The 11,648-nt window shown below is 41.9% G+C and carries 13 protein-coding genes, 1 tRNA gene and 1 pseudogene; 9 read left to right on the forward strand and 6 right to left on the reverse strand.

Annotation, left to right across the window (positions count from 1 at the left end; translation table 11 throughout):
* Positions 1-143 precede the first annotated feature (143 nt).
* The 3 genes from NWP21_RS04100 to mgtE all read left to right on the forward strand — a co-directional run bounded on the left by NWP21_RS04100 (position 144) and on the right by mgtE (position 3,198).
* Positions 144-821 (forward strand): TIGR04283 family arsenosugar biosynthesis glycosyltransferase, encoded by a 678-nt coding sequence (locus tag NWP21_RS04100; RefSeq protein WP_271730959.1) that lies wholly within the window; start codon positions 144-146, stop codon positions 819-821.
* A 121-nt stretch (positions 822-942) separates the two neighbouring features.
* Positions 943-1,689: a TVP38/TMEM64 family protein gene (locus tag NWP21_RS04105; protein ID WP_280791716.1), complete on the forward strand. Its 747-nt coding sequence runs from the start codon at positions 943-945 to the stop codon at positions 1,687-1,689.
* A gap of 108 nt (positions 1,690-1,797) precedes the next feature.
* Positions 1,798-3,198, forward strand: coding sequence for a magnesium transporter (mgtE, locus tag NWP21_RS04110; RefSeq protein WP_280791717.1), 1,401 nt, complete (start codon positions 1,798-1,800; stop codon positions 3,196-3,198).
* Here the strand turns inward: mgtE and NWP21_RS04115 are convergent.
* Both NWP21_RS04115 and NWP21_RS04120 read right to left on the reverse strand, forming a co-directional pair.
* Complete coding sequence (locus NWP21_RS04115) at positions 3,193-3,450, reverse strand: hypothetical protein (RefSeq protein ID WP_271730962.1); 258 nt, start codon at positions 3,448-3,450, stop codon at positions 3,193-3,195. The two genes, mgtE and NWP21_RS04115, sit on opposite strands and share 6 nt — an antisense overlap.
* 37 nt (positions 3,451-3,487) lie before the next feature.
* Positions 3,488-3,592: pseudogene (locus tag NWP21_RS04120) on the reverse strand (NAD(P)-dependent oxidoreductase); the annotation flags it as partial.
* A 385-nt stretch (positions 3,593-3,977) separates the two neighbouring features.
* On the opposite strand from NWP21_RS04120, the gene NWP21_RS04125 reads away from it, so the two are divergent.
* Positions 3,978-4,640, forward strand: coding sequence for a class I SAM-dependent methyltransferase (locus tag NWP21_RS04125; protein WP_280791718.1), 663 nt, complete (start codon positions 3,978-3,980; stop codon positions 4,638-4,640).
* A gap of 299 nt (positions 4,641-4,939) precedes the next feature.
* Complete coding sequence (locus NWP21_RS04130; RefSeq protein WP_280791719.1) at positions 4,940-6,379, forward strand: M48 family metallopeptidase; 1,440 nt, start codon at positions 4,940-4,942, stop codon at positions 6,377-6,379.
* A gap of 123 nt (positions 6,380-6,502) precedes the next feature.
* Here the strand turns inward: NWP21_RS04130 and NWP21_RS04135 are convergent, their stop codons facing one another.
* On the reverse strand, positions 6,503-7,402 hold the full coding sequence (locus NWP21_RS04135) for a rhodanese-related sulfurtransferase (protein WP_280791720.1): 900 nt from the start codon (positions 7,400-7,402) through the stop codon (positions 6,503-6,505).
* Positions 7,403-7,472: 70 nt separating this feature from the next.
* On the opposite strand from NWP21_RS04135, the gene NWP21_RS04140 reads away from it, so the two are divergent.
* Positions 7,473-7,545, forward strand: a tRNA-Ala gene (locus NWP21_RS04140).
* 3 nt (positions 7,546-7,548) lie between these two features.
* Here the strand turns inward: NWP21_RS04140 and NWP21_RS04145 are convergent.
* Positions 7,549-8,181 (reverse strand): DUF938 domain-containing protein, encoded by a 633-nt coding sequence (locus tag NWP21_RS04145; RefSeq protein ID WP_280791721.1) that lies wholly within the window; start codon positions 8,179-8,181, stop codon positions 7,549-7,551.
* A gap of 67 nt (positions 8,182-8,248) precedes the next feature.
* Between NWP21_RS04145 and NWP21_RS04150 the strand changes: the two genes are divergently transcribed.
* From NWP21_RS04150 to NWP21_RS04160, 3 genes are all read left to right on the forward strand, one after another.
* A complete protein-coding gene (locus tag NWP21_RS04150) occupies positions 8,249-9,664 on the forward strand; it encodes a 1-acyl-sn-glycerol-3-phosphate acyltransferase (protein WP_280791722.1) in 1,416 nt (471 codons plus the stop codon).
* Between the two features lie 93 nt (positions 9,665-9,757).
* The gene (locus tag NWP21_RS04155; protein WP_200989234.1) at positions 9,758-10,048 is read left to right on the forward strand and encodes a nucleotidyltransferase family protein; all 291 of its coding nucleotides are present in this window, start codon (positions 9,758-9,760) and stop codon (positions 10,046-10,048) included.
* Positions 10,038-10,388 carry a DUF86 domain-containing protein gene (locus NWP21_RS04160; protein WP_280791723.1) on the forward strand — a complete coding sequence of 117 codons (351 nt, stop codon included), beginning with the start codon at positions 10,038-10,040 and terminating at the stop codon, positions 10,386-10,388. The genes NWP21_RS04155 and NWP21_RS04160 overlap by 11 nt, the downstream gene beginning before the upstream one ends.
* A gap of 187 nt (positions 10,389-10,575) precedes the next feature.
* On the opposite strand, the gene NWP21_RS04165 is transcribed toward NWP21_RS04160, so the two are convergent.
* Both NWP21_RS04165 and NWP21_RS04170 read right to left on the reverse strand, forming a co-directional pair.
* Positions 10,576-10,758, reverse strand: coding sequence for a hypothetical protein (locus tag NWP21_RS04165; protein WP_280791724.1), 183 nt, complete (start codon positions 10,756-10,758; stop codon positions 10,576-10,578).
* A 77-nt stretch (positions 10,759-10,835) separates the two neighbouring features.
* A partial coding sequence (locus NWP21_RS04170) for a tetratricopeptide repeat protein (RefSeq protein WP_280791725.1) occupies positions 10,836-11,648 on the reverse strand: 813 nt, incomplete at its 5' end.

Raw genomic sequence — 11,648 nt, forward strand, 5'->3', positions numbered from 1 at the left:
AGCGCTACGCCAAGGTAATTCGTAATTAAGTAGATAAGATAACCCTAACCCTCTTCCTCTCATACACGGAAGGGGGTATTTCAATTCCAAGTATTATTCTAAATATCCTCTAAAATAACCTCTTGTGAGACTTCACAAAAGCAGTGTATAACAAAATTTCAATTATTATCCCCACCTATAATGAAGCAGGAAATATTCGAGAGGCGATCGCTTGTACTCAACCCAGCACTAATGTAGAATTAATCGTGGTAGATGGTGGCTCACAAGATGACACTGTTACCATAGCTGAGTCTTTAAACGTCAAGGTCATCGCCTCTGCTCCTGGTCGTGCTACTCAAATGAATACAGGTGCTATGGCTGCAAGTGGGGACATCCTCCTGTTTCTCCACGCCGATACACGCTTACCCCCTGGATTTGATGGTATGATTCGCACAGCGGTACAACAGCCGCAGATGGTAGCGGGAGCCTTTGCTTTACAGATTAATGCCACCCTGTGGACTTTGAGATGGGTAGAAAAAGGAGTAAATTGGCGATCGCGTTTTTGTCAAATGCCCTATGGTGACCAGGCAATATTTTTAACAGCAGAAGTATTCGATCAAGTTGGTCATTTTCCAGATTTACCTATCATGGAGGATTTTGAACTCATCCGTCGTTTACAAAGCATCGGCAAAATTATCATCATCCCTGTACCAGTTATTACTTCTGCGCGGAGATGGTTGCAAAAAGGAGTATTTTACACTACAATCCTGAATCAAATAGTGATTACTGCTTACCTTCTGGGTATATCACCGAAACGCATTCGCCGCTGGTATCGGCGATAAAAACTTGATAAATATCCTATATTAATATATCCAAAAATTAAACATCTTAATATTTGGATACCATTCATCTTTTATTAAACTCCCTTTGTGTTTTAGTACCTTAGGATTAAAGAAATATTTTATGGATACAAAAAACCAATTACATAGAAGACTTAAATTATTAATAATTAGTTTTCTAGTTGCTAGCCTAATTATTTTGGCGCGATATTTCCCAGTTAAACAAGTTTTCAATGATGCCATCTCAGGGGTGCAAAGTCTTGGTATTTTAGCACCCATAGCTTATATGATAATTTACAACTTAGCAACTATATTATTTATACCAGGTTCTGTCTTAACTATCAAAGGTGGTTGCTTATTTGGTCTGTTTTGGGGGTCTGTATATGTCTTAATTGCAGCAGTGATCGGAGCAATTGTAGCCTTTATGATCGGACGTTATTTATGCCGTGATTGGGTGTCTCGACAGCTTGATAAATATCCTAAATTTACAGCCATTAACTTAGCAGTCGCTAAAGAGGGATGGAAAATTGTCTTACTCACGCGTTTATCTCCCATCTTCCCATTCAACTTGTTAAATTACGCCTTTGGAGTTACACAAGTTTCTCTAAAAGACTATATCTTAGGTTCCTTGGGCATAATTCCCGGTACAGTTATGTACGTTTATATAGGTTCCTTAGCCGGTGATTTAGCCATGGTCAATACTCCCAATCAGCCCAGTCATCCACAAGCGCAAATCTGGCAATGGGTCATGCAAATAATTGGGTTACTTGCCACTATTGCCATAACAGTATATATCACAAAAATTGCCCAAAAAACTCTCAGGGAAAGTGTAGGAATGGCGGAAATTAGCCATAAGCAGATTAATAATTGACCGGCGATGTACCACAGAGTGCCTGAGTTAAATTTACGTCAATAAAACTCATTATTCCCCTAAACTAAAAGTAGTAAACCTGTTGCAACTGCATGAGGAAAGTAGATTTTGACTGAAACAAATAATTTCAACTTCACCACTCCAAATGTCAGCCGTAGCGAATTGCAAGACCTGGTGCGAAATGAGCTACGAATGTTCCTAGAATTGGGGGACTTACAAGCAGCAAAATCTATTCTCAGACCCGTACAACCTGCGGATATTGCTGAGGCCATTGAAGGTTTACCAGAAGCAATGCAAGCTTTGGTTTTTCGCTTGCTTCCTAAAACTGAGGCTATTGAGGTGTATGAATATCTCGACTATAGTGTTCAAGAACATTTAATTGAGGAACTTAAAAGCCAGGATGTCCGTGACATTGTAGATAAAATGTCCCCGGATGACCGCGCCAGATTATTTGACGAGTTACCAGCCAAAGTTGTCAACCGCTTGCTAGAACAACTCAGCCCAGCAGAACGTCAAGCTACAGCCCAACTCTTAGGTTATGAAGCGGGTACAGCTGGGCGGATCATGACCCCAGAGTTAATTTATATCAAAGAACGTCTGACGGTATCTCAAGCCATAGAACGCATTCGCCGTTTGGCTCATCTGAGTGAAACGATTTACTACCTTTACGTTACCGATAGCGTCAGGCGTTTGACGGGTATTGTTTCTTTACGAGAGTTGGTAGTATCTCAGCCAGAGCAAACCATTGGCGAAATTATGACCCGTGAAGTTGTGTTTGTTTACACTGATACAGACCAAGAAGAAGTCGCTAGATTAATTCAAAGATATGATTTTTTAGCTCTACCTGTGGTGGATAAAGAACAGCGTTTAGTAGGTATTATCACGGTTGATGATGTGATTGATATTCTCGAACAGGAGACTACTGAAGATATCTACGCCCTGGGCGGTGGTGTGCAGTCCGATGGTGATAACTATTTTCAAATGAGTTTGGTACAAGTTGCCCGGAAGCGGGTACTATGGTTGTTTGTCTTACTCATCACTAATACAATCACTGGCACAATTATTAAGTCCCAGGAAGATATCTTAGAACAAGTGGTAATACTGACGGCCTTTATCCCTTTGCTCACAGGTACTGGTGGTAATGTGGGCGCTCAATCTTCTACAGTGGTAATTCGCGGCATGAGTACCGATGAAATCAGATCCCTGGGAGCATGGCAGGTAATTGGCAGAGAAGCGATCGCCGGGGCTTTTTTGGGACTAATGTTAGGTGGTATCGCCACAGTCTGGGCTTATTTTTTGCAAGACCGCCCAGAGGTCGCATTTACTGTAGGTAGCAGTTTGGTGGCTATTTCTGTGATTGCTTCTGTCTCAGGTTCTGCACTGCCATTTTTATTCCGCTCCTTCCGCCTAGACCCCGCGTTGATGTCAGCACCGTTTATTACTACAGCCGTTGATGTCCTGGGTGTTTTGATTTACTTTAATTTGGCGCGAGTAATTTTAGGGTTATAACTGTGAGGATGTTTCAGGGGCGACAATTTCCCCAGTGCCTAATTCTATAATTTTGTCTTGATTAGTAATTAATTCATTGAGTTCTCTCACCTTTAAATTCATTGTCTGACAAGATTCTCTCAGGGCCTGGCTAAAACTATTAATATCATCGCCATACCCACATTGATAAGCAGCAATTTCTATTCCTTGCTTGGCATTTGCTCTAGCACAATCTACTAAGTCTGTACCTAGCAATGGTTTTGGGGATGTCATAGGTTGTAGTTGTTGTTTTTTACAAGTAATTAGCCGTTGACTCTTGATAGTGCGGATCATCAGCTTTGGGACGGGGCTTCATTTCTGACTCTTTACCGGGTGGTTTTTGTTGCTGTGGTGGTTGTAATATTTCTTCTGGCATAGGATAATTTTATGTGTAAATTAATCAAGAAAAAACAATTCACAGATTCCTAAAAGCAAACCTCGGATTAATACCTCAATCCAAGGTTAAAATTTATGCTTTAGCTCCCAACTGATAATGTTCAAGTTCAGGCAGTTTTACCCAGGATGTCAGCTAAACTAGGTTTAGCTGACATTGTGATCCTCACACCTGACACACGCTCTTAATCTGACCACTGAAAACAAGTACACAACTCTCTTGGAATGTCAGGATTGCTCCTGTTCATCTGCTTTTAAGTTAACTATGAAAATATAGAAATTTATCATTCTTGAGGTGGAAAGACAAATTAGCTTTTCTCACTCTCAAGAAGTAAAATCAATCATCTGGATGTTAATTTCACTGAAGTATGGCAAATAAAACACTGGGAATAGAACCATCACTATATAACTACTTATTATCCGTATCTTTACGGGAACCGGAAATCCTCTCCCAACTGAGGGCAGAAACAGCCCAGCATCCGATGGCTGTGATGCAGATTGCACCGGAACAGGGACAGTTTATGGCCTTGCTGGTGCAATTAATCGGGGCAAAAAAAACCTTAGATATAGGAGTATTTACGGGTTATAGTTCCCTGGTGGTGTCTTTGGCATTACCTGCCGATGGTCGGGTAGTAGCCTGTGATGTGAGTGCAGAGTTTACATCGATCGCCCGTCGTTATTGGCAAAAAGCAGGGGTTGCAGATAAAATTGATTTACACATTGCCCCAGCAATGGAGACATTAGACCAATTATTAGCAGCAGGTGCAGCAGAAACCTTTGACTTTGCCTTTATTGATGCTGACAAAAGTAATTATGACGGTTATTATGAGCGATCGCTCCAACTAGTCAGACCAGGGGGATTAATTTTGATTGATAATGTACTTTGGTCTGGTAGTGTAGCCGACCCAGAAATTCAAGACAATCGCACTACCAACATTCGCGCCCTTAATGAAAAACTACACCAAGACCAGCGGATTAATTTGAGTTTACTTCCCATCGCCGATGGCTTAACTTTAGCCCATAAGAAATAATTATCCTGTTTTGAATTGCCTTTAGTCACCACTAAAGGCGATCGCTATTGATCAACCTGCTTGAAAACAATGACTACACTTTGACTATATCTCAACCCAAGGGAAAAGCGGTTTATGGGAGGGGCGATCGCTATTTTAGTGATTTTAGTATAAATTTTTATAAACTTTTCAGAAACCCTGGATAATATTTGGGGAAAATATTATAGTGAAATTACTGTGTTGCACAGATAAAAGAAACCGAGTGCGATCGCCTAAAATACATCTGTCTTGGTTAGTTTACCATTATCGGGGAAAAAAGCATGAAAAAAATGCCCTTGCTATGGGTAGCCTGTGGTATAGTTTTATTCTTATGTCTTCACCTAGCAATACCCATCATTTCTGCAGCACAAACTCCCAATGTAGCTAACCGCTTGCAAACTCTGGTGAAAGCAGATCAATTATACCTAGCAGGAGATACCGCAGGAGCCGAAAAACTTTACCGCCAAGTCAAAACCCCATTTCCTCAGAAAACAGCCACAAGTAAGCTTCCTGAGCCAATTACTGACCCAGAACAACTTTCGGGCGCTGGGAGAGTATATTGGCGCAACGCCACCGAGGGAATGCAACAGGGACTTACCAGTAAAATCTTTGTCCCTTTACAAATGCTTCTAGAAAGACATCCAGAATTCACCCCTGCATATACACTCTATGCAGAAGCCACGAAAAAATATGGTGATAAGAAAGATATACTACCTGTTTTAGAGCGTGCCATCAGTATTTTCCCCCAATCGGCAGAACTAAATCAAGCCCTGATTAAAACCCAGCAAGAAGCTGAACAATGGTTAGAAGCCTCTATTACTGCGCGTCAATTTGCGATGACTTACCCCGATCATCCCCAAGCCGAGGAATTTACCAGTATTGCTGAAAATAATTTTAACCGCTTTCGTAGTCAACTAAATCAACAAGTGGTATCGCAGGGCATTGTCGGTGCTGCAATTGGGATTTTAACTGGTAATGCCAATCTCCAAGCTGTCAAATTAGCTCCTTTGCTCCTGCAAGGTGAGTCAGCTATGGGGGCGCAGGTTGCAGCAGCTTATAAGCAGCAATCAACCTTGATAGAAGACCCCACCATTGTAGAATACGTTAGCCGCATTGGTAATAACATTGCCAACTTAATGGGGCGCAATGATTTTGATTATGAATTTAATGTCATCTTAGATGATTCTCTCAATGCCTTTGCTCTACCCGGTGGTAAGGTATTTGTCAATACCGGGGCGATTATGGCGCTCAATTCAGAAGCAGAATTAGCCGGACTATTAGGACACGAAGTTGGTCACGCAGTTTTATCTCATGGATTTGATCGGATAACTAACGCCAATCTCCTGGGAAATATTGGGCAAATTATCCCTTTTGGTAATTTGATCTCTACCTTAGCAATCCTAGATTATAGCCGTCAACAAGAAACTCAAGCCGACGTTGTTGGTACTCGTGTATTAGCTGGTGCGGGTTATGCTGCTGATGGTTTACGCAATTTCTTTGCTACTATCAAACAACAGGAAAAAGGACGAACTATCCCCGCCTATTTGAGTACACACCCCGCATCTCAAGACCGGATACGCTATTTAGAAGAAATCATCGAGCGTAATGGTTATAATCGTTATGCCTTTGAAGGTGTGCAAACACACAAGGAAATTCAAGCCAGACTAGAGCAAATTCTGGAGGAAAGTAAACAACAAGAAGATGAAATTGTGCAAGAGTGATCGCAAAAGCCTGTAATATTGGGTCTTGAGATTCTCAAACTGATTCGGCAAAAGTTGGAATATAAAAGAATCCAAATATTATAAATCTCATTCTGTGGGCAGGAAAGCCCGCCCTGGTATGGCTCATGCAGAAAAAAGGTGCTGTAATCTATACTGTTTCCACTTCTCCTGTTGACGCAGCCTTTTTTCCGCAGTCAGACTATCAAAGCAGTGAGGACAAGAAATACCTTCTTCATATTGAGGAGAAGCCTTATCTTGCTCAGAAATAGGATATCCGCAACAAAAGCATAACTCATGACTACCTAACTCCAATCCATGACGAACCGCAACCCGTTCATCAAAAACAAAACATTCACCCTCCCACAAACTTTCCTCTGCTGGTACTGATTCCAAATACTTGAGAATACCACCCTTGAGGTGATAGACCTCCGTAAAACCTTGGGAGAGCATAAAAGCTGAGGCTTTTTCACAACGAATCCCCCCTGTACAAAACAAAGCGACTTTCTTGTGTTGATTGGGGTCAAGGTTATTACTCACATATTCCGGGAACTCTCGGAAAGATTTAGTTTGGGGATTTTGTGCTGTTTTAAAAGTACCGATATTCACTTCATAATCATTACGGGTGTCAATGACAATCACCTCCGGGTCACAAATCAAATCATTCCATTCTTGAGGACTGACATAAGTACCCACCTGCTGATTTGGGTCAACTTCTGGTAAACCCATAGTCACAATTTCCGCCTTTAACCGCACCTTCAGGCGTTCAAAGGGCTGTGTTTCAGTATATGACTCTTTGTGTTCTAAGTCTGCTAAACGAGGGTCAGAACGCAAAAACGCCAAAACAGAGTCAACTCCTTGACGCGAGCCGGCAATAGTCCCGTTAATGCCCTCTGCTGCTAATAAAATAGTCCCCTTAATACCTTGTGATTGGCAGTAAGACAGTAGGGGTTCTTGTTTCTCGGCAAAGTCCGGTAAGCTGACAAATTTATACAGCGCCGCCACTACCTGATTTTTTTCTTGCATAATCTATTGAGTAATGATATAATAATTAAAAATCAGCAAAAACTGTTTCTCAAAGCTGTTTATAGTTGATGGGGGTTTAGCTCAGTTGGTAGAGCGCCTGCTTTGCAAGCAGGATGTCAGCAGTTCGAGTCTGCTAATCTCCATGGTCAAGAGCGTTCAAATACTACAGAGAGATTGTTAGCCGGCATTTGGTAAGTTGCTTTTAAGTTCATATTTTCCCTGGTAGCTGCTGCAATCACATCCTGTAAATTACGCACCCCCCAAGCTGGGTTCTGCGCCCTCAAAGATTCATCAAAAGCAGCGTTACTAGGTGCTGTATGCTCTCCATTTTGTTTAAACGGTCCATATAAATAGAGTATTCCCCCTGGGGGCAAAATGCGACATGCACCAGCCATTAGTCCTAGACAAGTTGACCAGGGCGAAATATGAATCATATTAATATTAACTATAGCTACAATGGGTAAGTCTGGTGCAGCATCTTTCTCTACTGTCCAACTCGCCATACTAGCATCAAGTTCTAAGGGTGGGTAAAGATTATCTGATGGATATTCTTTAGCCCAAGCCTTAATACTAGCACGTAATAAAGGATTTTGTTCAGTAGGTAACCATCGGCGGGGGGTAAGACGGGGCGCAAAATATACAGCGTGTTCACCCGTGCCACTAGCGACTTCTAAAACAGTACCAGTTGGGGGTAACACCTGTAACAGTACCTCTAGAATAGGTTCACGATTCCTTTGTGTAGCTGGCGCGTACTTTCGCCCATCTTCGGGTGTATTCATATTCAAATTACTTAATCCTTTACATAATCCTTTACATACCAACTACATAATAATCTGGAGGGTCACTTTGCCTAAGTCAATTCGTTCTACCCAACCACCACTCAAATTCATTCCCCATCACTTTAACCCATTTATACTACAGATTTTCCGGTGGTTATTGCCTATTGTGCTACGTTTTCGTACTAGACCTTGGTTACCTGCGGGAATTGTGCAAGTGGAAGGTGAGAATGTGGAGACCTTAGCTAAACTTTATCAACAATTCCAGGCTGGGAAAATTCGCTTTTTGATTGCATTTCGTCACCCGGAGGTAGAAGACCCTCTGTGTATGCTCTATCTACTTTCCTACATTTTACCCCGGGTTGCACGCCAGCAGGATATTCAACTGCGATCGCCCCTCCATAGCTATTTTCTCTATGACCGGGGTATGACTATATGGGCTGGGGATTGGTTAGGATGGTTATTTTCTAGGGTGGGTGGTGTCCCCATTCGTCGTGGTCGCCGATTAGATAGAAAAGCCATTCAAACAGCACGGGATTTATTTAGTCATGGGCAAATGCCCATCGCCGTTGCACCAGAAGGAGGTAATAATGGTCATAGTGGAATTGTTAGCCCCTTAGAACCCGGTGTAGCCCAATTAGGTTTCTGGTGTGTAGAAGACCTGGAAAAAGCCCAGGGTGATCAGACTGTGTTTATTGTCCCGGTAGCTATTCAGTATAGCTACGTCCAGCCACCTTGGTCAAGACTGAATTGGCTATTAAGTAAGTTAGAAGCTGATAGCGGTTTGGGGGTAGTTGAGCAAGGAACTAATCACCAGCTAGAAGTTTACTATCAACGTGTTTGTTGTTTGGCTGAGTATTTAATTACCCAGATGGAAGAGTTTTACCGCCGTTTCTATCATCGAGACATACCTAAAACTAACTCTGTGGATCAATCTACCACCCGTAACCAGATGATAATTAGTAGATTACATCATTTAATGGATATAGCCTTACAGGTGGCGGAAGAATATTTTGGCGTAACACCACAAGGTAATTTTATTGATCGCTGTCGTCGTTTAGAAGAAGCGGGTTGGAATTATATCTACCGGGATGATCTAGCAGATATTGACGCTTTAGCACCCTTCCAACGTGGGTTAGCAGACTGGGTGGCCTGTGAAGCAGATTTGAAAATGCAACACATGAGGATAGTAGAAACTTTTGTAGGTGTGACAGCTAATTATATTCAGGAAAAACCAACCCCCGAAAGGTTAGCGGAAACAGCTTTATTAATGTTTGATCTGCTCTCTCGGATTCAGGAGTCTACTCTCCCCGGTAGACCTAGTTTAGGTTTAAGGAAAGCGACGATTACTGTCGGTGAACCAATTTCTGTTACTGAACGCTGGCAAAAATCTCAAGGCGATCGCCCTGCTACTCGTCAAGCTGTCAGTCAGTTGACCAAAGACTTACAAAATGCTTTGCAGACCATGATTGATTATACTGTTTAACGCCAAGTGGTTTCTCTACCTTTGGGCGATTTAGATTGCTCATATTTTTATCTATTGGAGCTAATCAGCGAAAAATCCTGGAGGATTAAAAAAATGAACCGAGAAAATTTAATCGCTTTTTTAAAAGCTCATGGGGCAGAAATTCGGGGTTATGGTGTAAAATCTCTGGCTTTATTTGGTTCGGTAGCGAGGGATGAGGCCACGGCTAAAAGTGATATTGATTTATTAGTGGAGTTTGACGGTAAGGTGACCTTTGATTGTTACATGGACTTAAAGTTTTTTCTGGAGGATAGTTTGGGATGTCCCGTAGATCTAGTTAGCAAGAAGATGTTAAAGCCTCAAATTAGAGATGTCATTGAAACAGAGGCCATCTATGTCTCGTAGTGTCAGACTGTATTTTGAGGATATTTTGAACAGTTGTTACAAGGTTTTGCGTTATACCGAAGGTATCAGCTATAACCAGTTTTTTGAAGATGAGTTGAGGTTTGATGCTGTGCTGCGAAATCTGCAAATTATCGGGGAGGCAATTAAGCAAGTACCAACGGAAACTAGAAATCGTTATCCTACGGTTGAGTGGCGGAAAATAGCAGGCTTAAGAGATATTTTAGCTCATACTTATTTCAGTCTAGAAAATGAAACAATTTGGGACATTGTGCAAAATAAAGTTCCACTTCTGCAAGAACAAATTGAGGTTATTTTTCAACAAGAATTTGGTGATAGTTAATTTTTTTGAGGAATTGGTGATTTAACGGCGCTGACGCGATCGCCTTGTAGCAGCGCTTCGCTATCGCCTCTTGTCCAGATAATCAAATAGATGATTTTCTAGTCAGATTTATCTGACTTTAGCTTTGAGACGGGGGTTTTTAACCCCTGGCTCCCCGTGTAGCATCAAACGTAAATTTTAACCCCTTTTAGGTGGCGACTATATCTGTTGTTAAACGCAAAGGGGCGCAAAGGTACGCAAAGGTACGCAAAGGTTTATTTTCTATGGCTTTGAGACGGGGGTTTGTAACGCTTCCCTTGGTGGCGATCGCATTTAACATCGCATTTAACATCGCCTTTAACATCGCCTTACCATCCCCTCCCACAGACACACAGATCCCCGACTTCTAGCTAAATTATCCTAGATTATCTGTGATGATGTGAGAAGTCGGGGATCTTGCACCTACAGTCAGTTTAAAAGCGTAATAATCGTAATTACTTGTTCATATTCAGCGGTACGACCTTGAGTGAGGTATAATTCCGCTGCTCTTTGCAAGTTTTCCCTGGCTTTGTTGATGTCTCCTAGGTTATAGTAAACATTACCGCGATTGGTGTAAGCTAGAGCTAAATTAGGATTAATCCCAATAGCTTGGGTGTAATCAGCCAAAGCTAAATCCCATTTCTGCAGGTCAGCGTAAACAATACCGCGATTGTAGTAAGCATCAGCATCATTAGGATTAATCGCAATAGCTTGGGTGTAATCAGCCAAAGCTAAATCCCATTTCTGCAGGTTATAGTAAACACCACCGCGATTGGTGTAAGCACCAGCATCATTAGGATTAATCCCAATAGCTTGGTTATAATCAGCCAATGCTAAATCCCATTTCTGCAGGTCAGCGTAAACATTACCGCGATTGTAGTAAGCTAGATCCTCATTACGATTAATCCCAATAGCCTGGGTGAAATCAGCCAATGCTAAATCCCATTTCTGCAGGTTAACGTAAACAATACCGCGATTGTTGTAAAAAGCAGCACGGGGACTGAGTTTAATCGCCTGATTTATCGCCAACTCAGCCTCTGCATACCTCTTTAAATCAGACAACACCAAATACTTCACATTATACAAATTAGGATTACCAGGCTCCAGCTTAATCGCCTGATTGATAGCATCCAGCGCCCTATCCAGTTGCTGTAATCCCCTATAAACTACACTCAGATAATCCCAAGCTGGGACAAAATCACCTCTAGCCTTTACCGCCAATTCTAACGCTGCTGCTGCTTC

The sequence above is a fragment of the Anabaenopsis sp. FSS-46 genome (genome assembly GCF_029891665.1).
GTDB lineage: Bacteria > Cyanobacteriota > Cyanobacteriia > Cyanobacteriales > Nostocaceae > Anabaenopsis > Anabaenopsis arnoldii.